Source organism: Rhodococcus sp. NPDC057529, from assembly GCF_042802055.1.
Lineage (GTDB): Bacteria > Actinomycetota > Actinomycetes > Mycobacteriales > Mycobacteriaceae > Rhodococcus_F.
In genome coordinates, this window is record NZ_JBHVEY010000001.1 from 463,642 (window position 1) to 486,249 (window position 22,608).

Here is a 22,608-nt window from a genome sequence, read left to right on the forward strand (position 1 = left end):
GCAAAGCGTGCGCCAGCACACTTTGCCACTCACCTGGGGGAGTAGCGGGGGCCGTCGCGGACCCACACCGGATCGGCGCAGTTCGTGGACTCGGCGCTCAGCACGCGGGTGAGCACCTTGAACGTGGCCGTCCGCGGGAATTCGGCGCACACCCGGATCAGACTCGGGTGCTGCTTCGGACCCAGATCGGATTGCGCGTCGAGGAAGTCCGCAAAAGCCACGGGATCGAAATCCCGCGTCGGGACGACGGCGGCCATCACCCGGTCCCCGACCTCGGCGTCGGGCACCGCGTACACCGTCACCTGCGCGAACCCGTCGTACCGCTGGAGGATGCGTTCGATGGGTGCCGATCCGAGATTCTCGCCGTCGACGCGCAACCACCCGGAACTGCGGCCCGCGAAGTAGACGAATCCGTCGGCGTCCCGGTAGGCGAGGTCGCCGCTCCAGTACTTTCCGTCGCGGATCCGCTCGGCGTCGGCCTCGGGATTGTTGTAGTAGCCCGCGAACGCCCCCGACCCCGCGACATTGACGAGTTCGCCCGTCGCGGCCTCCGCGTTGACCACCCGGCCGGCCGCATCGAATTCGGCGGGCGGACAAAGATTTCCGGTATCGGGATCGAGGATCGCGACACCCTCGGGGAGCCTGCCCAGCGAGCCCGGCGGCGCCTCCGATGTCGAGGAGATGGCGATGCCGCCCTCGGTCGAGCCGAACCCGTCGATCACCGCGGTGCCGAAGCGCCGCGCGAACGCCGCGACCGCGGGCGCGGACCCCTCGTTGCCGTACATCACCCGCAGGGTGTTGTCGGCGTCGTCGGGCATTTCGGGGGTCGCCAGCACATACGACAGCGGCTTCCCGACGTAGTTGGCGTACGTGACGCCGAACCTCCGCACGTCGGGCAGGAAGTTCGACGCGGAGAACCTGCGCCGCAGCGCGATCGAACTGTGCCCCGCGAGCGCCACGGACCACGCCGCCATCATGGCGTTGGAATGGAACATCGGCATCGACATGTACACGACGTCGTCCGGGGACAGCGCGAAGCGCTCGGCGAGCATGACACCGGGTCCGGTGATCTTCGCGTGCGTGCACCGCACCGCCTTCGGATCACCGCTGGTGCCCGACGTGAAGATGAGCATGAACAGGTCTTCGGGCGCGGCGGCCCTCGGGGCGAAGTCGGGGCGCTCCCCGGCGAGCAGCGCGGACCATTCCGGTGCATCCACGTCGACGACGGGAACACCGGGGTCGACACCGCCCAGCAGGGCGGACCGGCCGGTTTCGGTAAAGACCACCTGGCAGTCGGCCAGCGCGATGTCGCGGGCCAGCGCCTCCCCGCGCCGAGTGGTGTTGAGTCCCACGAGCACGGCGCCGGACAGCGCCGCCGCCCCGGCCAGGAGCGAGAACTCGGGGACGTTGTCCATCAGCACCCCGAAGTGCCGGGGCCGCTGCGCGTCGAGGAGGTCGTCGAGAATCGCGGCGCGCCGCAGGCTCGCCCGCACGTGTTCGGACCACGACAGGAACCGGTCCTCGAAGTACAGCCCCTGCGCGCCGGAGTGCGCGACACCGAGCAGCAGGTCCGACACCGTGCGGGCGAGCGTGGCGGTCATGCCGGGACGGTGGCCAGTTCGGCGCCGAGGACCCGCAACTGCTGTGTGGCCGAACCGAGCCGGAACTCGAGCGCCTTGGCGGCGAGGAAGTACCGGTGCACGGGGTGGTCCTCGTCGAGTCCGACGCCACCGTGGACGTGGACGAGCGTGTGCGACACCCGGTGTCCCGCGTCGGACGCCCAGAAGTTCGCGGTCCGGACGTCGCCTTCGCTGGGCAGTCCCTCACTGAGCCGCCACGCCGCCTGCCACAGTGTGAGCCGGACTCCCTTCACGTCGATGTAGCCGTCGGCGAGTCGCTGGGCCACGGCCTGGAAGCTGCCGATGGGCCGGCCGAACTGCACCCGCTCCCGGGCGTAGGCCGCGGTGAGTTTCAGGGATTCGTCGAGGACGCCGTACTGGTACGCGCACGCGCCGAGCGTGCCGCGTTCGACGATCCAGTCGACGATCTCGCGGCCCCGCTCGACGCTGCCGAGAATGCGGTCCCCGGCCAGTGACACTCCGCGGAGGGTCACCTCACCGACGCTGTTCAAGTCGACGGTCTGCTGGCGGGTGACGGTGACCCCGGCATCGTCCGGGCGGACGAGGAAGACCGCGACCCCGTCCGGGGTGGTTGCCGGGACCAGGAAGAGGTCGGCGGACGGGGCCGCGTCGACCACGATCTTGGTGCCGTCGAGCGTCCAGCCGTCCGCGCCGGGTTCGGCACGGGTCGTCGGCGCGGCCGGGTCGTCGCCCAGTTCCTCGTCGAGCGCCACGGTGAGGATCTTCTCGCCCCGCGCGGCCGGAGTGCCCCAGTCGGCACGCTGCTGGTCGCTGCCGTACTGCGCGAGCGCCCCGGCCGCCATCACGATCGACGACAGGTACGGGACCGCCGCGACGGCACGGCCCAGTTCGACGAGGATGCTGCACTGCTCGAGGACGCCGAAACCGTCGCCGCCCACCGACTCCGGCAGCGCGGCGCTGAGCACACCGGACGACGCGAGCGCGGACCAGAGCCGGCGATCGAGACGGTCTTCCGCCGCGTCGAGTTCGCGCAGCCGGTCGTTGGTGACGAGATCCGAGACGATTCCTCGGGTGAGCCCGGCAAGATCCTGCTGGGCCTCGGTGGGAGTGAAGTCCATGGTGATAGTCCTAACGCTTGGCGGGGGGCAGGCCGAGGGCGGTCATGGCGATGATGTCGCGTTGCACCTCGTTGGTTCCGCCGCCGAACGTGAGGATCAGCGACGACCGGTGCATCCGCTCGAGCCGCCCGCGCAGCAGGACGCCGGGGGAGTTCTGCCGCAGCGTGGCCGACGGTCCGAGGATCTCCATCAGCAGCCGGTACGCCTCGGTGGCGAACTCCGTGCCGTACACCTTGTTCGCCGACGCCGCCTCGGGGCCGGGAGCCTGATCGGTGGAGGAAGCGATCTCCCAGTTCATGAGTTTCAGGTACTCGGCCTTCGCGTGGACGCGTGCGAGATTGATCTGCACCCACTCCTGGTCGATGACGCGGCGACCGTCCGGCAGCTTGGTGTTCTGCGCCCATTCGCGCACCTCCCGCTGGGCGGTGAGGACCGGCCCGGCGGACGTGAGCGCGACGCGTTCGTGGTTGAGCTGGTTGGTGATCAGCGCCCAGCCGCCGTGTTCGGGGCCGACGAGCGCGGACGACGGAACCCGGACGTCCTGGTAGTAGGTGGCGCTGGTGTCCGGTCCCGCCATCGTGTGGACGGGGGTGTACGAGAAGCCTTCGGCGGTGGTCGGGACGATCAGCATGCTGATGCCCTTGTGCTTCTTCGCGTCGGGGTCGGTGCGGCACGCCAGCCACACGTAGTCGGCGTACGCGATCAGGCTCGTCCACATCTTCTGGCCGTTGATGACGTAGTCGTCGCCGTCCTTGACCGCGGTGGTGCGGAGGCTGGCGAGGTCGGTGCCCGCTTCGGGCTCGGAGTAACCGATGGAGAAGTGCAGTTCGCCGGCCGAGATCCTGGGAAGGAAGAACGATTTCTGCTCGGGGGTGCCGAAATGCATGATCGTCGGCGCCACCGAGTTGATGGTGAGGAAGGGGACGGGCGCGCCCGCGATGGCCGCCTCGTCGGTGAAGATCAGCTGCTCCATGGCGGATCGTTCCTGGCCGCCGTACTCCTTCGGCCACCCGAGTGTCAGCCAGCCGTCCCTGCCCATCTGGGCGACGACGTCACGGTAGACGTTGCCTTCGCCGTATTCGCCGGTGGTGGCGGCCAGTGCCTCTCGACGCTCCGGCGTCATCAGCTTCGCGAAGTACGCGCGCAGCTCTTCCCGCAGCTGTTGCTGCTGCGGTGTGTACGTGATGTGCATCGAAATACCTCTCCGGTCCGAGAGCGAAATCAGCTGAAATCTGGCACAGGTTCCAGTCTCTGCGGTGCATCGGCGGAGTCGGCTCGGGCCGGCCCCGGAGCGTGCCCGGTGGGCGTGCCCGCAGTCGTGGAACGAATCATTGCACACGACTGGAACAGGTTCTAGTGTTATCGCAGGAACGGCGTGCGCCACAGCCCGGCCGCACCCGGATCCGCGAGTGACGAGACGAGGAGAAGTGAGGGTTGCCATGGAGGTCAGAGTCGATTTCGACCGTTGCGAGGCCAATGGTGTGTGCGTGGGGATCGCACCCGACATCTTCGAGCTCGACGACGACGATCAGCTGCACATCACGAGTGCCGTTCCTCCCGCTGACCGGGAGGAAGACGTGCGCACGGCGATCGCCCAGTGCCCGAGGGCTGCGCTCACCGAGCATCCCTGAGGATTGTTGCCCGGAATGAGAACACGTTCTACAGTGACGTCGATCTACCGCCGCGCCGTGGTTCACGATCTGCGGCGAGCGCACAGAACCAGGAGAGCGTGTTCATGAATGCTGTGGCTGACCGCGAAGTGAACGTGGACGGCAAGGTCGCCGTCGTGACCGGTGCCGGATCCGGGCTCGGAAAGTTCGAGGCGATCGCACTGGCCCGCGCGGGTGCGTCCGTCGTCGTCAACGACCTGGCCGCGAACGAGGCCGTCGAGGAAACTCTGGAGGAAATCCGGGGCCTGGGCGCGAAGGTCGAGTTCGTGGCAGGGGACATCGGGGAGCGGTCGACCGCCGACGCGATCATGGAGGCGGCGCAGAGCCGGCTCGGCAGCCTCGACATCCTGGTGAACAATGCGGGCATCACCCGGGATCGCATGCTGTTCAACATGTCCGACGAGGACTGGGACCTGGTGCTGAAAGTGCATCTGCGCGGGCACTTCCTGCTGTGCCGTTCGGCCGCGTCGTACTGGCGCGCGAAGTCGAAGGAGGCCGGTGCGCCGGTGTACGGGCGCATCGTCAACACGTCGTCCGAGGCGGGTCTGCTCGGACCCGAGGGGCAGGCGAACTACGGAGCCGCCAAGGCGGGCATCACAGCGCTCACGCTGTCGGCGGCCCGTGGGCTCTCTCGGTACGGCGTCCGGGCCAACGCGATCTGCCCTCGGGCTCGCACGTCGATGACCGAGAACGTCTTCGGGGAGGCGCCCGCCGAGGGAGTCGATCCGTTGTCGCCCGAGCATGTGGCCGCGCTGGTCGCCTACCTCGCATCTCCCGCCGCCGACTCCGTGAACGGCCAGGTCTTCGTCGTCTACGGCCCGATGGTGGCGTTGATGGCGGCGCCGGTCGTGGAGCGGCGCTTCGACGCCGTGGACGGCAGGTGGACACCCGATGCGCTCGCGGAGGAACTCGGGACGTACTTCGGGGACCGGGATCCCGCCGCGATGTTCTCGGCCTCCGCGGCGCTGCGCGAACTGGGCTGATCTGCGTCCTGCGGGGCGAAGAATCGACACGATGCGTGTTTGCGTATCGTTTCCGCAGGTAATGCGTCCGCGATGGGCGATACTGAAGGCAACTGAACAGCTGCGGAGCGGGGCCGGGTGACGGTGGAGGGGTTGTGGAACGCGTGCCGGATTTGACTAGATCGTGTTCTAGTTTTCCGCCGTCGACCGGTTCGATCACCCTTGCCTGCGACACTCCCGCAGCGGCGGCGCCCAGCGGTCGTGGGGGGCTGCCGGAATCGGACGCAGACGCGACTTCCGCGCTCGATCTTGCGTGATGACATTCATCTAAAGTTCCTGTGCTATAACATTTTAACGCTCGAGATCCGTGTTCTTCGCCGCGCGAACCGCCCGGCGCGACCGGGCTGCGACACGCCCGGATTTTCGGTCGAATCCGACCCTTGGGGCGTGCTGAATGTGGGACGATTCTTGCTGATGAGCGACCACCTTTGACAGGTGAACACGTTCTAGTTAATATGACCTGAGTCACAGACCGATGGGGGGCTGGGCTCGAACTGACAGTCGGTGCTGGGCGAGATCATGGACGAGGAGGACGGATGGTGGACCTCCTCGAGGTGCCGTTGCGTGCGGTCGGCGGGTTCTTCACGATGTCGGGCGAAACGTTGAGGGCAGTCTTTTCGAGGCCCTTCCAGCGTCGTGAGTTCGTCGACCAGGCGTGGTTCGTCGCCCGGGTCTCGATGGTGCCCACCGTGCTGGTGGCCATTCCGTTCACGGTGCTGGTGAGCTTCACGATCAACATCCTCCTACGCGAGATCGGCGCGGCAGACCTCAGCGGCGCGGGCGCCGCTCTCGGCACCGTCACCCAGGTCGGCCCCATCGTCACCGTGCTCATCGTGGCGGGTGCGGGTGCCACCGCCATCTGCGCAGACCTCTCCGCCCGCACCATCCGCGAAGAGATCGACGCGATGCGGGTGCTGGGCATCAATCCGATCCATCGCCTGGTCGTGCCGCGAGTGCTGGCCTCGACGGTCGTGGCGCTCCTGCTCAACGGGCTGGTCTGCACCATCGGCATCCTCGGCGGCTTCGTCTTCTCGGTCTACATCCAGGACGTCAATCCGGGTGCGTTCGTCAACGGCATCACGCTGCTCACCGGGTTCGGGGAGCTCGTGATCTCGGAAGTCAAAGCCGGTCTGTTCGGCATGATCGCCGGCCTCGTCGCCGCCTACCTGGGCCTGAACGTCAAGGGTGGCGCGAAGAGCGTCGGCGACGCCGTCAACCAGACCGTCGTGTTCTCGTTCATGGCCCTGTTCGTGGTCAACGTTCTCGTCACCGCCGTCGGCATCAAACTGACGGCAGGGTGATCGACTTGGTGGTGGAGTAGATGGCACTAGCGGCGGCCGGGCGCTTTCCCCGAACTCGCAGACGGTTCGCGTCGGCATCCCGTTCGATCGACCGGCTTGGTGAGCAGGCACTGTTCTTCGCGCGTGCCATCGGTTCGGCGCCCCGCGCCCTGATGCACTACCCGAAGGAGACGCTGCGGCTGATCGCCGAGATCAGCATGGGCACCGGTGCGCTCGCAGTGATCGGTGGAACGGTCGTCATCGTCGGCTTCCTGACGCTGTTCACCGGCGGCACCATCGCGGTGCAGGGGTACAGCTCGCTCGGCAACATCGGCGTCGAGGCCCTCACCGGCTTCTTCGCGGCGTTCATCAACGTGCGCATCGCGGCGCCGGTCATCGCCGGCATCGGACTGGCGGCCACCATCGGCGCCGGCTCCACCGCCCAACTCGGTGCGATGCGCGTCTCGGAGGAGATCGACGCGCTCGAGACGATGGCGATCCCGTCGATCCCGTACCTGGTCAGCACCCGCGTGATGGCGGGCATGATCGCGATCATCCCGCTGTACGCCCTGGCGGTGATCGCGTCCTTCATGGCGAGCCGGTTCGCGACCGTCGTGCTGTACGACCAGTCGTCCGGCGTGTACGACCACTACTTCTCGACGTTCCTGATACCCACGGACATCCTGTGGTCGTTCGCCCAGGCCATCGTCATGGCGATCGCGATCATGCTCATCCACACCTACTACGGTTTCAACGCCTCGGGTGGTCCGGTCGGCGTCGGTGTGGCCGTCGGCAACGCGGTGCGGTCCTCGCTGATCGCCGTCGTCACCGTTACCCTGCTCATCTCGCTCGCCATCTACGGCGGGTCCGGCAACTTCAACCTTTCGGGATAGGAGTGCCGGTAGATGACTGATTCGAGTGGGAAGAAGAAGCTCGCGGCGCTCGTTCTCGTGGTGAGTCTTCTCGCGATCATCGGTGTGTCACTGGCCATGTTCAACGGCACGTTCGACGAGACCACGCCCGTCACCGTGACGTCGGATCGCTCCGGACTGGTGATGGAACCCGACGCCAAGGTCAAGCTCCTCGGTGTCCAGGTCGGCCGCGTCGCCTCCATCGACCACGTGACCGACGGGGCCGAGCTGAAACTGGCGATGTACCCCGACATGATGTCGCTGATCCCGTCCAACGCCACCGTGGAGATCAAGTCCACCACCGTGTTCGGCGCCAAATACGTCAATTTCGTGATGCCGGACAACCCGTCGTCCACCCCCCTCCAGGCGGGCGACGTCATCGCGTCCGACAACGTCACCGTCGAGTTCAACACGGTCTTTCAGCACCTGTCCGACGTGCTGGCCCAGGTGCAGCCGGAGAAGCTCAATGCCACCCTCGGCGCCATCTCCTCGGCGCTGCACGGGCGGGGGGAGGAACTCGGCGCCCTGCTCGAGCAGAGCGACAGCTACCTGGCGAAGATGAATCCGAGTCTGCCCCAGCTGCAGGAAGATCTGGCGAAGGCAGCACAGGTCACCGACGTGTATGCCGACACCGCGCCCGACCTGCTGCGGGTGCTCGACAACGTGACGGCCACCAGCGGCACCGTCGTCGACGAACAGGACAACCTGGATGCCGTGCTGCTCAACGTCACCGGGCTCGCCGACACGGCGAACACCGTCCTGACCGAGAACGAGCAGAACCTGGACTCCGCTCTCGGCCTGCTGCTCCCGACGACGGATCTGCTGGCCGAGTACTCGCCCGAGATCTCCTGCTTCATCGTCGGCCTGAACAACGTGATCCCGCTCGCCGAACAGCTCATCGGCGGCAATCAGCCGGGTATCGCGCTGAGCGCCAGTTTCATGTACGGGCAGGAGCCGTACACCTACCCGAAGGACCTGCCGAAGGTGAACGCGACAGGTGGGCCGAACTGCCACGGCCTTCCCAACCCCGATCTCAGCAAGCACGCGAACTTCGTCGTGGCCGACACCGGAACGGTGCCGTTCGTCCCGTCGACGGAAGTCCAGGTGCATCTGCCGAAGGTGTTCCAGCTGTTGTTCGCGGGTGTGTACCCCGAGCAGGGTGGGCAGTGACGGTGCGAGCGACCACGATCAAGCTGCTGATCTTCGCGACGGTGATGTCGGTGATCTTCGCCGGGCTCGCCCTGGTGTTCAGTCAGTACCGTTTCAGCAGCTCCGACGGCTACCACGCCACGTTCACCGACGTGTCCGGGCTCAAGCCCGGCGACAAGGTCCGCATCGCCGGCGTTCCCGTCGGCGCCGTCGAGAAGGTAGGCATCGACGACGACAACCTCGCCGACGTCGACTTCACCGTCGACACCAAGTACTCGCTGTTCGACGGGACGAAGGCCACGGTGCGGTACGAGAACCTCGTCGGCGACCGGTACATGGAACTCCTCGAGGGCGCCGGATCGGTGGAACCGCTCCCGGACGGTGGCTCGATTCCCGTCGAGAACACCTCTCCCGCACTCGATCTCGACCTGCTGCTGGGCGGGTTCAAGCCACTGCTCCGGGCGCTGGACCCGCAGCAGGTCAACGACCTGTCGCAGGCGCTGGTCCAGGTGTTCCAGGGGCAGGGCGGCACGCTCGTCTCGCTGCTGGGCAGCACGAGTTCGTTCACGAACACCCTCGCCGACCGGGACCAGTTGATCGGCGAGGTGATCACGAACCTCAACCAGGTGCTCGGGACCATCAACGACCGCGGCGACCAGTTCCGGTCGACGCTCGACCAGTTGCAGCAGTTGGTGAGCGGGCTCTCCCAGGACCGCGATCAGATCGGTGACGCCATTCCCCGCATCGCCGGGGCGACGGGCGATCTCGCAGATCTGCTCGAAGGTGCGCGGCCGCCGCTGCAGAGCACGATCGCCGAGGCCAACCGCACCGCGACGCAACTCCAGGCGGGCGAGGACGACCTCGACTGGGTGCTGCAGAATCTGCCCGACGCGTACCGCAGGCTCATCCGCATCGGCACATACGGCAGCTTCTTCCAGATGTACGTCTGCACGGTCAAGTTCAAGTTCTCCGGCCCGGACGGATCGGATCTGCTCCTCAACATGCCGGGCGGTCAGACGGCAGGGAGGTGTGCACCGTAGCCATGAAGAGTGAACGCAATCCCGTGCAGGTGGGACTCATCGGTGTCGCCGTCGCGAGCATGATCGTGATCGCGACCCTGCAATACGATCAGCTGCAATTCCTTTCGGGTGGCACGCAGTACTCCGCCTACTTCGAGGACGCGGGCGGGCTGATGACCGGCGACACGGTGACCCTCGCCGGTGTCGACGTCGGGAAGGTCGCCGAGGTGGAACTCGACGACCAGAACGTGCTCGTCACGTTCACCATCCAGGACGGCATCGCCCTCGGCGACGCGACCGAGGCGAACATCAAGACCAACACCGTTCTCGGGCGCAAGTCGCTCGCCGTCACCCCGCTCGGGCACGACACGATGCGGGTGGGATCGACGATTCCGTTGGAGCGCACCAACTCTCCGTACTCGCTCAACGACGCACTCGGCGACCTGTCGACCACCGTCTCCGAACTCGACACCGACGCGGTCAACAACGCGTTGAACGCGATGTCCGGCGCCCTCGAGAACACACCGCCCGAGTTGCGCACCGCACTGGACGGCCTGACCCGGTTGTCGGAGAGCATCAACTCGCGGGACGAGAGCCTGCGGCAGCTGCTCTCGCGGGCCGAGAACGTGACCGGGATCCTCGCCGAGCGCAGCGGGCAGATCAACTCGCTGATCGTCGACGGAAATCAGCTGTTCGGTGAGCTCGACCGTCGCCGCGCGGCGATCAGCCAGCTGATCGTGAACATCTCCGAGGTGTCCCGGCAGCTCACCGGGCTGGTCCAGGACAACGAGGAGCAGATGAAACCGACGCTGGACAAGCTGAACTCGGTGGTCGACGTCCTGCAGCGCAACAAGGACAACATCTCACAGGCACTCGACGGCCTCGCGCCGTACGCCACTCAGCTCGGCGAGTCGGTGGGGAGCGGCCCCTTCTTCATGGCGTACGTCTACAACATCGGCATCGGCAACCTGTTCCAGGGGCTCAGCGACGCCGTGACGTGGCCGGAGCACCTGCCCAACGACCTCCAGGCCTACCTGCAGACGGGTCCGTCCATCGAGCTGAGGGAACCGCCGCGATGACGACGAACCCGGAAATCACCAACACGCGGAAGAAGTGGCTGATCCGCGTCGGCGTCGCCGCGGTCGTGATCGTGCTGATCGTCGGCGCCGCAGTGATGTTCGTGCCCAAACTGTTCCAGAACACGATCACCGCGTACTTTCCGGCGACCACCGGGCTGTACACGGGCGACGACGTCCGCGTCCTCGGTGTGAAGGTGGGGACGATCGAGTCGATCGAGCCCGGCGCCGACTTCGCGCGCGTGACGATGAACGTGAACAAGAGCGTCGAGATTCCGGCCGACGCGAAGGCCGTCATCGTCGCACCCAGCCTGGTGTCGGGACGGTTCGTCCAGCTGACACCCGTGTACGCGGGTGGGCCGACGATGGGCGACGGCGCGAGCATCCCGGTGGAGCGCACCGCCGTCCCGGTGGAGTGGGACGAGATCAAGACCGAGCTGAACAAACTGTCGGAGGCGCTCGGACCGCAGGGCGCCGACCCGCAGGGCTCGCTCGGCACGTTCATCGACACCGCCGCCGACAACCTGGACGGCAACGGCGAGTCGCTGCGCAACACGCTGCGGGAACTGTCGGAGACCATGCGGACCCTGTCCGACGGCCGCACCGACCTGTTCGCGACCATCCGCAACCTGCAGACGTTCGTGGCGGCGCTGTCGTCGAGCAACGAGCAGATCGTCCAGTTCGAGGGCAGGCTCGCGTCGGTGTCGAACATGCTCGCCACCAACTCCGACGAACTCGGAACCGCCCTGAACGACCTCGACCTGGCGCTCGGCGACGTCAACCGGTTCGTGGCGGAGAACCGCGCCGCCCTCGGTGAGCAGGTCGGCCGTCTGGCGGACGCCACCCAGGTGCTCGCCGACAAGAGGCCGCAGATCGAGCAGGTGCTCCACGTGGCGCCCACGGCGCTGGCGAACTTCAGCAACATCTACAAGCCGGCGCAGGGATCACTGGTCGGTGCGGTCGCGTTCGCGAACCTCGGGAACCCCGTGAACTTCATGTGCGGCGCCATCCAGAGCCTGCAGGCCAACGAGGCGAACCGCAGCGCCGACCTGTGCACCCAGTACCTGTCGCCGGTGCTGAACTCGCTGACGATGAACTATCTGCCGGCCCTCGTCAACCCGACCACGGGTGTGAATGCGTTCCCGGACCAGATCGAGTACAGCCCGCCGAGTCTCGAGGCCTCCGTGCCGCCCCGGTCCGCGCCCCCGGTGACCGGCACCCTCGCCGGGATGCCGACGGTGGACGTGCCCCGGGACCTGAACGATCTGCTGCAGCCGGGAGGTGGGCGATGACGAAGCACGCACGGGTGCGTCGCAGCGGCATCGCCGCGGTGGCGATCACCCTGACGCTGACATTGACCGGATGCGAGTGGGAGGGGCTGAATTCACTTCCCCTGCCGGGGACCGAGGGGCAGGGCGACGACGCCTACACCGTCGAGATCCAGATGCCCAATGTGACCACGCTGTCGCAGAATTCGCCCGTCCGGGTGAACGACGTGACGGTGGGTTCGGTGACGGGCATCGAGGTGCAGGACTGGCACGCCCTGGTCACCGTGTCGATCAACGGCGACGTCCAGCTGCCCGCCAACGCGACCGCCAAGATCGGCCAGACCAGCCTTCTCGGCTCGCAGCACCTCGAGCTGGCTCCACCGACCGACGCCGAGCCCGAGGGGAAACTCGAGAACGGCGACGTGATCCCCATCGAGCGGGCGGGCGCCTACCCCACCACCGAGCAGACGCTGTCTTCGCTGTCGGTGGTGCTCAACGGCGGCGGCATCGCCCAGATCCGCGACATCACCCAGGAACTCAATGCTGCACTGGGCGGACGGGAGGAGTCGATCCGGGACCTCCTTCCGCAGCTCGACCGGCTCGTCACGAGCCTCGATCAGCAGCGCGGCGACATCATCGGTGCGATGGAGGGGCTCGACCGGTTGTCGGGCACCGTCAACGAGCAGAAGGCCACCCTGGACGCGGCGCTGGACGGCATCCCTCCCGCGCTGGACGTGCTCGTCACCCAACGGCAGAATCTCACCACCGCCCTGGTCGAGGTGGGCAAGCTCAGCGACACCGCCTCCCGTCTCGTCGAGAGCAGCGGCGAGGACCTGAAGGCGAACCTGCGCAACCTCACCCCGGTGCTGCGTGAACTCGCCAACTCGGGGAGCGCGCTGACCGAGGTGCTGACCCTGATGCTCACGTACCCCTTCCCGATGAAGACGATGGACAAGGCGATTCAGGGCGACTACGCGAACCTCATGATGACGATCGACATGACCAACGAACGCGTCGACAGCAACTTCCTCACCGGAACCGGTCTCGGCGGATCACTCGGCGGCGTCGAGGGGGCCGTGGGATCGCTCGCCGGGGTGGCCGGACAGTCCGGCGATCCGCTGCAGGCGCCGCTGCAGCCGGCGCCGAAACCGGCACCCGCGCCGCCGGTGATTCCCGGGCTCCCACAGATACCCGGACTGCCGCAGATACCGGGCCTTCCGCCGCAACTGGGAGGAGCGCCGACACCATGAGAATGACGAGATTCGTTCGCATTCAGCTGATCATCTTCTCCATCCTCACCGTCATCGGGCTGGTCGTGATGTCGATCCAGTACATCAAGGTGCCGGTGCTGTTCGGCGTCGGACGCTACGAGGTGAGCGTCCGACTGCCGTCCACCGGCGGGCTCTACTCCCACGCCAATGTCGCGTACCGCGGCACCAACATCGGTGTCGTCGAGAACGTGACGCTCACCGGTGAGGGTGTGGAGGCGAAGATGTCGCTCGACAGCGACTACAAGATCCCGGCCGACGTCGATGCGGCGGTCAAGAGCGTGTCTGCGGTCGGCGAGCAGTACGTCGACCTGATTCCGCGGGAAGGCACAGCCGACGGCCCGTACCTCGCGAACGGCGACGTGATCCCGGAGGATCGGGCGACCATTCCGCAGGACGTCGGCGAGATGCTCGACCAGGCCGACGAACTGCTCGCCAGCATCTCGGACACCAGGCTGCAGACGGTGATCGACGAGGCGTTCACGGCGTTCAACGGATCCGGTCCGGACCTGCAGCGGCTCATCGACTCGGCCCGCCTGTTCGTCGAGGAGGCCGACGCGAACAGCGACGCGACGAAGGCCCTGATCGATCAGGTCGGCCCGCTGCTCGACACCCAGACCGTCAGCAGCGACGCCATCCGCTCCTGGACCCGCGACCTCGTGACGTTCACCGACCAGTTGCGGGCGAGCGACCCGAGCCTGCGGTCGGTGCTGGAGAAGGGCCCCGGCGCGGCGCAGGAGGCCACCCAGCTGTTCCAGGACCTGCAGCCGACGCTGCCGATCCTGCTGCGGAATCTGGTGAGCGTCGGGCAGGTCGGGGTGATCTACAACAAGAGCATCGAGCAGGTGCTGGTCATCTACCCGCCGCTGACCGCGGCGCTCGTGACGGCGGCGACCGGCGGGCCCGTGGAGGACGGCGCGATCGTCGACTTCGCCCTGCAACTGCACGACCCCCCGGCCTGCACGACGGGATTCCTGCCCCCCGAGCAACGCCGGTCGGGAGATCAGACCGACCCGATCGCGACACCGAACGATCTGTACTGCAAGGCCGCTCCGGACGACCCGTCCGTCGTGCGCGGCGCACGCAACCTGCCGTGCATGGAGTTCCCCGGACGCCGCGCACCGACGGTCGAGGCGTGCCGCGAGGGCTGGGAGGCGTCGGGTAACAACCCGCCGTACGGGCCGATCATGCCGCCGGATGTACCCTCGTACACAGCCGTTCCGAGTTCCTACGAAGGCTCCGCGGGTGCACCGGTCGCGGCCGTGCCCTACGACCCGGCCACCGGTAGCTTCATTGGTTCGGATGGAAAGACGTACACCCAACCGGATCTGGCGGTGCAGGGAAAGGACTCGACGTGGCAGACGATGATGACAGGTCAGCAGATTTGAGTTCCGGAACAGACGAGCGTGTGAGCGACTCCGCGCAGCAAGCGCAGCAGGCACCCGCGGCAACGGACCGGACCAGACGCCGGGCCGTCCGACATGCCGGCCCGCCGGTGGGGGAGACCGAGGCCCCGAAGCCGGTGATCCTTGCCAAGCCGGCGGCCGCGCAGGCCGCGCCCGAGGCGGAGAAGGTCTCCACGACGACGACTGCACCACCGGCGTCCGAGGCGCCGCCGATCGAGACAGCGAAGCAGGGCCGGTCCCTGAAGTCGTTGCTCGCGTGGGGCGTTACCGCGGTGGTGATCGTCGCACTGGCCGTCGCGGCGGTGGTCCTGCTGCTCGACCAACGGTCCGCGCGCGAACGGGACGACCGCCGTCAGGCCTTCGTCGACACGGCCCGGCAGACGGTGCTCAACCTGACGACCATCCACCCCGAGACCGCGAAGCAAGACGTCGACCGGATCATCGCCGGCGCGTCCGGCCAGTTCCTCGAAGAGTTCCAAGGCCGGGAGGATCCGTTCGTCGGTGTCGTGCAGGACGCGAACGTCACCACCGAGGGCGAGGTCATCGAGGCCGGCGTCGAGAACGGGACCGAGACGTCGATCTCGGCGAACGTCCTGGTGGCCGCGCGGACGATGGTGAGCAGCAAGGAACAGCCGGAACCCTCCCCGCGCGACTTCCGGATGCGGGTGACGATCAGCGACGTCGACGGCAAGTTGACCGCATCGAAAGTGGAGTTCGTGCCATGAGCGACAACAACGAAGGCAAGCGAAAGTTCGCACTCACCAAGGGTGTAGCGCTGAAGATCGCGGCCGCGGTCGTAGTGGTCGCGCTCGCCGTCGGGGTGGGCTTCCTCTGGTACGGACACCGGCAGGATCAACTGTCCGAGCAGGCGCGCATCGACGCCGTCGACGCCGCGGGCAAGCAGGCCGTCGCGATGCTGGCGTACGACTTCGCCGACGTCGACAACCAGTTGGCTGGTGCCGCAGACGGACTCACCGGTTCGTTCCGTGACGACTACACCACGCTCGTGCAGGAGACCATCGCACCGGGCGCCAAGCAGAAGCAACTCACCGTGCAGGTGTCGGTGCAGGCCGCCGCGCCGGTGTCGACGACACCCGACGAGGCAGTGGTTCTGCTGTACCTGAACCAGACGACGACGAGCGCCGACGCCCCCGACGCCCGAACGTCGGGCAGCCGGGTGCGGGTGTCGCTGCAGAAGGTCGACGACCGCTGGCTGGTCGATCAACTGACCCCGGTGTAGTTGCGGCTGCGCCGCCCGTGAGTACTTATTAACCGCCCGACGTTGATAAGTACTCACGGGGCGGAGCCACCCCTTCACAAAATGAAACAAGTTCTAGTAGTGTCGGGGTCTCCTGGCCGAGTGTCGACGCACGACGCTGTGTCGCACGGCCACAACCGAACGGGGAGTCGTCGATGAAGGTTGCAGTAACCGGCGCCGCGGGATTCGTGGGCAACAATCTGCTGAATCTGTTGGTCGAGGCGGGGCACGACGTGACCGCCATCGACCGCGTGCGTTCCCGGTACGCACCCGAATACGGGGTCACGTGGGTCAACGCGGACGTGCTCGACGTCGAATCCATGAAGCAGGCGCTGGACGGCGCCGAGGTGGTCTACCACCTGGTCGCGATGATCACCCTCGCCCAGAAGGACGACCTGGCGTGGACCGTCAACACCAAGGGTGTTCGCACCGTCGCCGAAGCCGCTCTCGCGGTGGGGGTTCGGCGGATGGTGCACTGCAGTTCGGTGCACTCCTTCGACCAGAGCAGTTGCGGCGCAACGCTCGACGAGCACTCCCCGCGGTCCGTGGGCGCGTCGATCCCCGTGTACGACAGGTCGAAATGGGCCGGCGAGATCGAACTCCGCGAGGTGGTCGACGCCGGCCTCGACGCGGTGATCTGCAACCCCACCGGGGTGTACGGGCCCGCCGACTACGGGCTGTCGCGGGTGAACAGTTTGCTGCGCAACGCCGCCCGCGGTCGGGTACCCGCGGCCGTGCAGGGCGGATTCGACTTCGTCGACGTCCGCGACGTCGCCGCCGGACTGATCGCCGCAGGCGAGAAGGGCCGGACCGGTGAGAACTACCTGATCTCGGGGCACATGCTCGGCATGCATGATGTCGTGAGGAGGGCAGCGCGTGCGGCGGGCCGTCGGGGGCCGCTGTACTCGTTCCCGCTCAGCGTCATCGAACGCGTGCTGCCGATCGCCGAACCGATCGGGACCCGGTTCGGGTCGGACGTGCTGTCGCGGTCGGCGATGTCGGCGCTGCTCGCGGCACCGGTCGTCGACGGCGGCAAGGCGCGGTCCGAACTCGGCTACGCTCCGCGTCCCGCCGACGAGACGATCCGCGACTTCGTCGCCTTCCTCGTGACGTCCGGTCAGCTGAGCCGGGGAGGTCAGTTGTCCCCGGTGGCGTCCTCGGTGTAGTCGGACTCGGAGACCTCGGCGGGGGCGATCAGCGCGGGGCCCGCGGCGCCGCCGTGCGCGAGGGCGTCGAGGAAGGACCGGGCCCACCGGTCGACGTCGTGTGCGAGGACCTGCCTGCGCAGGGCCCGCATGTGGCGTCGGCCGTCTTCCTTCTCCTGATTCAGGGCCTGTTCCATCGCGTCCTTGACGCTGTCGAGATCGTGCGGATTGCACAGGAACGCCTGGCGCAGTTCGGCGGCCGCGCCGGTGAACTCGCTCAGCAGCAGCGCGCCACCGAGATCACTCCGGCACGCCACGTACTCCTTGGCGACCAGGTTCATGCCGTCCCGCAGCGGGGTCACCAGCATCACGTCGGCGGCGACGAAGAACGCGATCAGTTCGTCGCGGGGAATGGGCCGGTGGATGTAGTGCACGACGGGCCTGCCGACCTCGCCGTATTCGCCGTTGATCCGCGACACCGACTGCTCGATCTCGCCGCGCATGTGGACGTAGCTCTCGACGCGTTCACGGCTGGGTGTCGCGAGTTGCACGAGCACGGTGTCGGCGGGGTCGACGCGGTTCTCGTCGAGCAGTTCGTGCAACGCGGCCAGGCGGACGTCGATGCCCTTCGTGTAATCGAGGCGGTCGACGCCGAGCATGATGTGTTTGGGGTTGCCCAGTTCCTTGCGGATCTTCTTGGCCCGATCGCGGATGGACTTGGACCGGGACTGCTCGTCCAGCTGCCCCGAGTCGATGGAAATCGGGAACGCGCCGACGCGCACCGTGCGGAAACCCACCTGCACCACGCCCAGCTTGGAGCGGACGCCCACGTTGCCGCGGGACGTCTGCTGGCCGGCGAGTTTGCGGGCCAGGTAGAGGAAGTTCTGGGCGCCGCCGGGGAGGTGGAACCCGATCAGATCGGCGCCGAGCAGGCCCTCGATGATCTCGGTGCGCCACGGCATCTGCATGAACAGTTCCACCGGCGGGAACGGGATGTGCAGGAAGAACCCGATGGTGAGGTCGGGGCGGAGCATCCGCAGCATCTTCGGAACGAGTTGCAGCTGGTAGTCCTGGATCCACACGGTGGCGCCCTGCGCGGCAGCCTTCGACGTGGCCTCCGCGAAACGCCGGTTGACCTCGACGTACGCGTTCCACCAGTCGCGGTTGTACTCGGGCTTGACGATGACGTCGTGGTAGAGCGGCCAGAGGGTGGCGTTGGAGAAGCCCTCGTAGTAGTCGGCGATCTCCGCGGCGCTCAGGGGAACGGGGTACAGCTCCAGATCGTCCTCGACGACGGGATCGAGTTCGGCGTCCGGGACCCCCGCCCAGCCGACCCATGCGCCCTTGTTGCGGCGCAGGATCGGCTCGAGCGCGGTGACGAGGCCACCGGGGCTGCGCTTCCAGCGGGTGGTGCCGTCCGGGAGGCGTTCGAGATCGACGGGGAGCCGGTTCGCGACGACGACGAAGTCGGCTTGCCCGGAAACCGGATCAGAAGTCGAGCGTGATGACGATGCTGACGATTCCGAACTGGCAGCCACGGGCTTCCTTCGCAGTCGAAGTGGATGAAATTCTCAGTCGAGCTTGGTGGTGGGTCCGATTCCGAGCATGGAGAGCAGCATCCTGCACTCGTCGGCATCTTCGGCGTATGCAGCGACTACGCGCTGCGCCTGGCGGGCGGTCTCGTCGGCTAGGGGTTCGAGATCCTCGTCCGCGATGTCGTTTTCGGCGGTCGTCTTCGCGGCCATCTTTGTCCTCTCGGGCTTGCTGCTGCGTCACGCGCAGTAGTTCGTATCGGCGACTCTATGAGAACCGGGCATGTCAACGCTAGTTGCCCATCGATTAGGGTTCATCTAGTTAGGGTCCGCTTACTTGGTGGTGGGTGGGGAAGCGTCGGCGTTGGGAGTTACGCGCGTGAAGACTGGTGGCACCGCAATTCTGCGTCGCACCCTGGTGCGGAATCGGGGTCGGCTGGGCATCGGCACGGTACTCGTCTGCCTGCATCAGGTGGCGGAGACGCTCGTCCCGATCTCGATCGGTGTGATCGTCGACCGGGCCGTCGCGACCGGCGACGTGGTCGCGCTCGTGGTGTGGCTGTGCGCCCTCGCACTGCTGTTCCTGGTGCTCACCGCGGCCTGGCGTTACGGTGCGCGTTTCATCGTCGTGGCGATGCAGAACGAGGCCCACCGGCTGCGGATGGAGGTCGCGCACCGCATCCTCGACCCGCGCGGAGTGCGCACCGACCTGCGCGCCGGCGAGCTGCTGTCCGTGTCGACGTCGGACGCCGACCGCGCGGCGTGGATCGCGGACATCACCCCGCGCGCCGCCGCGGCCCTCACCGCGGCGATCGGATCCGCCATCGCCCTGCTGCTGATCGACGTGCCCCTCGGCCTCGCCGTCCTCGTCGGCACCCCCGTCATCCTCGGACTTCTCCAACTCGCGGCGCCGCTGATCACCCGCCGCGCCACCGACCAGCAGGCGGCGGTCGCGCGGGCGTCCGCGATGGCCACCGACCTCGTCAGCGGGCTCCGGCCCCTGCGCGGGATCGGCGCCGAGGTGCCGGCGTCGCGCCGGTACCGGGCCGCCAGCCGCGACGCACTCGGCGCCACCCTGCACACGGCGAAGAGTTCCGCCGTGTTCGCCGGGGTGTCGATGACCGTCAGCGCGCTCCTCGCCGTCGGAGTCGCGGGTTTCGCGGGCTGGTTCGCGCTCGAGGGCCGCATCACCATCGGCGAGTTGATCACCGTCGTCGGGCTGTCCCAGTTCTTCATCGAACCGCTCGGCGTTCTCGCCGGCCTGCCCGGGTTCCTCGCCCTCGCCCGCGCGTCGGCGGACCGCCTCGCGCTCGTACTGGACGCGGAACCCCTGCTGCCCGCCGGGTCGGGCCGGACACTCGACGGCAGCGAACTCAGCCTCACCGGCGTGTCCTACCGGTCGCTGAGCGGACTGGACCTCCGGGTCACCCCCGGCGAACTGCTCGGCGTGGTCGCGTACCGCCCACAGGACGCGGAGGCGCTGGCCGCGCTGCTGTCCGGGCAGATTCCGCCCGACCGCTACGACGGCGAACTGACGGTGGGCGGGGTCCGTCTGTCGGACGCGGATCTTTCGCACGCCCGCCGGACACTGCTCGTCGAACCGCACAACGGCGACCTGTTCTCCGGAACCGTCGCGTCGAACGTGACCGCGGGCAGGCCCGGCGCGACGCCGTCCGAAGTGCAGGCGGCGCTGTCCGCGTCGGCGGCGGTCGATGTCGTCGACGCACACCCCGAGGGGCTCGATCACGAGGTCGCCGACCGCGGATCCTCGCTGTCCGGCGGTCAACGCCAGCGCGTCGCCCTGGCCCGCGCACTGGTGGCGCAGTCGCCGGTGATGGTGCTGCACGATCCGACGACGGCGGTGGACGCCGTCACCGAACACACGATCGCGGGCGGAATCGCGGACCTCCGGCATCGCACGGTCGCGTTGGATCCGACGTCTCCGACGGTCGCGGGCCGCCAGACCACGATCCTCATCACGAGCAGCCCCGCGCTGCTGTCCGTCACCGACCGTGTCGTCGTGCTCGACGACGGAACGGTGGCCGGGGAGGGCACCCACTCGCAACTGGCCACCGAGAACGCGAACTACCGTCAGGCGGTCCTGCGATGAGTGAACTGCTTCCCATCGCGAACGCGCGCGACACGTGGGCGTGGCTGAGGTCCGAGCTGGGACGGCGCCGCGGCCGGAGCGTCTTCACGCTGCTGGTGGCGGCTGTCGCGGCCGGCATGGCGCTGGTCCCCGTCTATGTCTTCGGCGTCCTCGTCGACCGCGTCCAGGACGGTGCGCCGCCGTCCACCATCGGCTGGGTGGTCGCGGTGATCGCGTCCGCCGCGGTGATCGGCGGACTGTGCGCCGGGTTCGCGTCGTACCTGATCCGCAGTCTCGGCGAGGGAATCCTGGCGGACCTGCGCGAGCGCACCGTCGACCGGGCGCTGCGGCTGCCGATCCAGACGGTCGAACGCGCCGGCAAGGGCGACCTGCTGTCGCGTGTCGGCGACGACGTCGCGGTGATCGGCAAGGCCGTCACCGACGTGGTCCCCAACCTCGTCACGGCGGTCCTGCTGGTGGTGCTGAGCATGGTCACGATGCTCGGCATCGACTGGCGGCTCGGACTCGCGGGGATGGTGGCGCTGCCGATGTACGCGCTGGCGATGCGCTGGTACCTGCCCCGGTCCGCGCCCGTGTACGCCGCCGAACGCGTCGCGATGGGAGAGCGTTCGCAGGCCCTGATCAGCAGCATGCAGGGAGCCAGGACGGTGCGCGCCTACGGACTCGAAGACAGCCACCTGGGTCAGATCAACGGCGCGTCGGAGAAGGCCCGCGACCTGTCCGTCGGCGTCTTCGCACTGTTCACCCGGTTCGCGGGACGCGGCAACCGGGCCGAGTTCGTGGGGCTGGCCACCATCCTCGCCGCCGGATTCGCGCTGGTGAACGCGGACATCGTCACCGTCGGCCAGACCACCACGGCGGCACTGCTCTTCCACCGGTTGTTCAATCCGATCGGCATGCTGATGTACACGTTCGACGAGGTGCAGTCGGCCGGCGCGAGCCTGGCGCGGCTCGTCGGCGTCGTCGACCTCGACGAAAAATCGTCCGCCGGTACCGCCGCCGGGGAGAACGTCGGGGAGAACACGGACGCGACGCTCGAACTCGACGGCGTCCGGCACACCTACGACGGCAGCCACGAAGTGGTGCACGGCATCACCCTGCGCGTGACATCCGGTGAACGTGTCGCCCTCGTCGGCTCGACCGGGGCGGGCAAGACGACGGTCGCGGCGATCGCGGCCGGGTCGATCGTCCCCACCGAGGGATCGGTGCGCATCGGCGGAATCGCGCTGGCAAACCTCGAGCCGGGCGATCTCCGGCGCCGGGTCGCGATCGTCAGCCAGGAAGTCCACGTGTTCGCCGGACCGCTGATCGACGACCTGCGGCTCGCGGCTCCCGACGCGTCCGAGGAGGACGCGGCGATGGCGTTGAAGGCCGTCGGCGCCGACGGCTGGGTGACCGCTCTGGACGAGGGCGTTCACACCGTGGTCGGGGAGGGTGGACACGAGCTGACCGCCGCGCAGGCGCAGCAACTGGCTCTGGCCCGGCTCGTCCTCGCGAACCCGGCGGTCGCGATCCTGGACGAGGCGACGGCCGAAGCGGGCAGTGCGGGTGCGCGGGAACTCGAGGCGTCGGCGGAGGCCGCGACCCGCGGTCGCACGACGCTGGTGGTGGCTCACCGGCTGACGCAGGCGGCTGCCGCCGATCGGGTGGTCGTGCTGGAACACGGCCGGATCGTCGAGGAAGGTCCGCACATCCGGCTCGTCGCCGCCGGCGGACGCTACGCCGAGCTGTGGTCGGCGTGGGAGGGGCGATAAATCCCGGAAACACCTCGGGTG

20 protein-coding genes are annotated in these 22,608 nt (G+C 67.8%); 15 read left to right on the forward strand and 5 right to left on the reverse strand.

Features of this window, described 5'->3' with window-relative positions; translation table 11 throughout:
- Positions 1–29 precede the first annotated feature (29 nt).
- From ACFU5V_RS02205 to ACFU5V_RS02215, 3 genes are read right to left on the reverse strand one after another with little or no spacing between them, the layout of a single operon-like run.
- Positions 30–1,601, reverse strand: coding sequence for a long-chain-fatty-acid--CoA ligase (locus tag ACFU5V_RS02205; RefSeq protein WP_378696480.1), 1,572 nt, complete (start codon positions 1,599–1,601; stop codon positions 30–32).
- Entirely contained in the window at positions 1,598–2,719 is a 1,122-nt protein-coding gene (locus tag ACFU5V_RS02210; RefSeq protein ID WP_378696482.1) for an acyl-CoA dehydrogenase family protein, read from the reverse strand. The genes ACFU5V_RS02205 and ACFU5V_RS02210 overlap by 4 nt, the downstream gene beginning before the upstream one ends.
- Positions 2,720–2,729: 10 nt before the next feature.
- Positions 2,730–3,911, reverse strand: a complete 1,182-nt coding sequence (locus ACFU5V_RS02215; protein ID WP_378696484.1) for an acyl-CoA dehydrogenase family protein — start codon at positions 3,909–3,911, stop codon at positions 2,730–2,732.
- 247 nt (positions 3,912–4,158) lie between these two features.
- Between ACFU5V_RS02215 and ACFU5V_RS02220 the strand changes: the two genes are divergently transcribed.
- The 13 genes from ACFU5V_RS02220 (at position 4,159) to ACFU5V_RS02280 (ending at position 17,212) form a co-directional block, all read left to right on the forward strand.
- Positions 4,159–4,350: a ferredoxin gene (locus ACFU5V_RS02220; RefSeq protein ID WP_072947890.1), complete on the forward strand. Its 192-nt coding sequence runs from the start codon at positions 4,159–4,161 to the stop codon at positions 4,348–4,350.
- A 104-nt stretch (positions 4,351–4,454) separates the two neighbouring features.
- Complete coding sequence (locus ACFU5V_RS02225; protein ID WP_378696486.1) at positions 4,455–5,372, forward strand: 3-oxoacyl-ACP reductase; 918 nt, start codon at positions 4,455–4,457, stop codon at positions 5,370–5,372.
- Positions 5,373–5,947: 575 nt separating this feature from the next.
- Positions 5,948–6,712, forward strand: coding sequence for an ABC transporter permease (locus ACFU5V_RS02230; protein WP_015888557.1), 765 nt, complete (start codon positions 5,948–5,950; stop codon positions 6,710–6,712).
- Between the two features lie 20 nt (positions 6,713–6,732).
- A complete protein-coding gene (locus ACFU5V_RS02235) occupies positions 6,733–7,584 on the forward strand; it encodes an ABC transporter permease (protein ID WP_087561127.1) in 852 nt (283 codons plus the stop codon).
- Positions 7,585–7,596: 12 nt separating this feature from the next.
- Positions 7,597–8,772, forward strand: a complete 1,176-nt coding sequence (locus ACFU5V_RS02240) for an MCE family protein (RefSeq protein ID WP_378696488.1) — start codon at positions 7,597–7,599, stop codon at positions 8,770–8,772.
- Positions 8,769–9,791, forward strand: coding sequence for an MCE family protein (locus tag ACFU5V_RS02245; RefSeq protein WP_378696490.1), 1,023 nt, complete (start codon positions 8,769–8,771; stop codon positions 9,789–9,791). Before ACFU5V_RS02240 ends, ACFU5V_RS02245 begins: the two co-directional genes overlap by 4 nt.
- A gap of 2 nt (positions 9,792–9,793) precedes the next feature.
- On the forward strand, positions 9,794–10,849 hold the full coding sequence (locus tag ACFU5V_RS02250) for an MCE family protein (RefSeq protein WP_378696492.1): 1,056 nt from the start codon (positions 9,794–9,796) through the stop codon (positions 10,847–10,849).
- On the forward strand, positions 10,846–12,138 hold the full coding sequence (locus ACFU5V_RS02255; protein WP_378696494.1) for an MCE family protein: 1,293 nt from the start codon (positions 10,846–10,848) through the stop codon (positions 12,136–12,138). Before ACFU5V_RS02250 ends, ACFU5V_RS02255 begins: the two co-directional genes overlap by 4 nt.
- Positions 12,135–13,364, forward strand: a complete 1,230-nt coding sequence (locus ACFU5V_RS02260; RefSeq protein WP_378430081.1) for an MCE family protein — start codon at positions 12,135–12,137, stop codon at positions 13,362–13,364. The genes ACFU5V_RS02255 and ACFU5V_RS02260 overlap by 4 nt, the downstream gene beginning before the upstream one ends.
- Positions 13,361–14,770, forward strand: coding sequence for an MCE family protein (locus tag ACFU5V_RS02265; RefSeq protein ID WP_378696497.1), 1,410 nt, complete (start codon positions 13,361–13,363; stop codon positions 14,768–14,770). Before ACFU5V_RS02260 ends, ACFU5V_RS02265 begins: the two co-directional genes overlap by 4 nt.
- A complete protein-coding gene (locus ACFU5V_RS02270; RefSeq protein WP_378696499.1) occupies positions 14,767–15,513 on the forward strand; it encodes a hypothetical protein in 747 nt (248 codons plus the stop codon). Before ACFU5V_RS02265 ends, ACFU5V_RS02270 begins: the two co-directional genes overlap by 4 nt.
- Positions 15,510–16,028: a h domain protein gene (locus ACFU5V_RS02275; protein WP_378696501.1), complete on the forward strand. Its 519-nt coding sequence runs from the start codon at positions 15,510–15,512 to the stop codon at positions 16,026–16,028. The genes ACFU5V_RS02270 and ACFU5V_RS02275 overlap by 4 nt, the downstream gene beginning before the upstream one ends.
- Before the next feature lie 173 nt (positions 16,029–16,201).
- Positions 16,202–17,212 carry an NAD-dependent epimerase/dehydratase family protein gene (locus ACFU5V_RS02280; RefSeq protein WP_378696503.1) on the forward strand — a complete coding sequence of 337 codons (1,011 nt, stop codon included), beginning with the start codon at positions 16,202–16,204 and terminating at the stop codon, positions 17,210–17,212.
- Here ACFU5V_RS02280 and ACFU5V_RS02285 read toward each other — a convergent pair.
- Both ACFU5V_RS02285 and ACFU5V_RS02290 read right to left on the reverse strand, forming a co-directional pair.
- Positions 17,182–18,729: a trehalose-6-phosphate synthase gene (locus tag ACFU5V_RS02285; RefSeq protein ID WP_378696505.1), complete on the reverse strand. Its 1,548-nt coding sequence runs from the start codon at positions 18,727–18,729 to the stop codon at positions 17,182–17,184. The genes ACFU5V_RS02280 and ACFU5V_RS02285 overlap by 31 nt on opposite strands.
- A gap of 33 nt (positions 18,730–18,762) precedes the next feature.
- Entirely contained in the window at positions 18,763–18,936 is a 174-nt protein-coding gene (locus ACFU5V_RS02290) for a hypothetical protein (protein ID WP_005244525.1), read from the reverse strand.
- A gap of 166 nt (positions 18,937–19,102) precedes the next feature.
- On the opposite strand from ACFU5V_RS02290, the gene ACFU5V_RS02295 reads away from it, so the two are divergent.
- Both ACFU5V_RS02295 and ACFU5V_RS02300 read left to right on the forward strand, forming a co-directional pair.
- Positions 19,103–20,833, forward strand: coding sequence for an ABC transporter ATP-binding protein (locus ACFU5V_RS02295; protein ID WP_378696507.1), 1,731 nt, complete (start codon positions 19,103–19,105; stop codon positions 20,831–20,833).
- On the forward strand, positions 20,830–22,587 hold the full coding sequence (locus ACFU5V_RS02300; RefSeq protein WP_378696509.1) for an ABC transporter ATP-binding protein: 1,758 nt from the start codon (positions 20,830–20,832) through the stop codon (positions 22,585–22,587). Before ACFU5V_RS02295 ends, ACFU5V_RS02300 begins: the two co-directional genes overlap by 4 nt.
- Positions 22,588–22,608: the final 21 nt, after the last annotated feature.

Excerpts from the sequence above, each read along its gene's own strand:
- ACFU5V_RS02215 (WP_378696484.1), bottom strand. The coding sequence starts at position 3,911 with ATGCACATCACGTACACACCGCAGCAGCAACAGCTGCGGGAAGAGCTG.
- ACFU5V_RS02275 (WP_378696501.1), top strand. The coding sequence starts at position 15,510 with ATGAGCGACAACAACGAAGGCAAGCGAAAGTTCGCACTCACCAAGGGT.
- ACFU5V_RS02220 (WP_072947890.1), top strand. The coding sequence starts at position 4,159 with ATGGAGGTCAGAGTCGATTTCGACCGTTGCGAGGCCAATGGTGTGTGC.
- ACFU5V_RS02255 (WP_378696494.1), top strand. The coding sequence starts at position 10,846 with ATGACGACGAACCCGGAAATCACCAACACGCGGAAGAAGTGGCTGATC.
- ACFU5V_RS02205 (WP_378696480.1), bottom strand. The coding sequence starts at position 1,601 with ATGACCGCCACGCTCGCCCGCACGGTGTCGGACCTGCTGCTCGGTGTC.
- ACFU5V_RS02235 (WP_087561127.1), top strand. The coding sequence starts at position 6,733 with ATGGCACTAGCGGCGGCCGGGCGCTTTCCCCGAACTCGCAGACGGTTC.
- ACFU5V_RS02265 (WP_378696497.1), top strand. The coding sequence starts at position 13,361 with ATGAGAATGACGAGATTCGTTCGCATTCAGCTGATCATCTTCTCCATC.
- ACFU5V_RS02300 (WP_378696509.1), top strand. The coding sequence starts at position 20,830 with ATGAGTGAACTGCTTCCCATCGCGAACGCGCGCGACACGTGGGCGTGG.
- ACFU5V_RS02230 (WP_015888557.1), top strand. The coding sequence starts at position 5,948 with ATGGTGGACCTCCTCGAGGTGCCGTTGCGTGCGGTCGGCGGGTTCTTC.
- ACFU5V_RS02280 (WP_378696503.1), top strand. The coding sequence starts at position 16,202 with ATGAAGGTTGCAGTAACCGGCGCCGCGGGATTCGTGGGCAACAATCTG.
- ACFU5V_RS02240 (WP_378696488.1), top strand. The coding sequence starts at position 7,597 with ATGACTGATTCGAGTGGGAAGAAGAAGCTCGCGGCGCTCGTTCTCGTG.
- ACFU5V_RS02290 (WP_005244525.1), bottom strand. The coding sequence starts at position 18,936 with ATGGCCGCGAAGACGACCGCCGAAAACGACATCGCGGACGAGGATCTC.
- ACFU5V_RS02210 (WP_378696482.1), bottom strand. The coding sequence starts at position 2,719 with ATGGACTTCACTCCCACCGAGGCCCAGCAGGATCTTGCCGGGCTCACC.
- ACFU5V_RS02260 (WP_378430081.1), top strand. The coding sequence starts at position 12,135 with ATGACGAAGCACGCACGGGTGCGTCGCAGCGGCATCGCCGCGGTGGCG.
- ACFU5V_RS02225 (WP_378696486.1), top strand. The coding sequence starts at position 4,455 with ATGAATGCTGTGGCTGACCGCGAAGTGAACGTGGACGGCAAGGTCGCC.
- ACFU5V_RS02250 (WP_378696492.1), top strand. The coding sequence starts at position 9,794 with ATGAAGAGTGAACGCAATCCCGTGCAGGTGGGACTCATCGGTGTCGCC.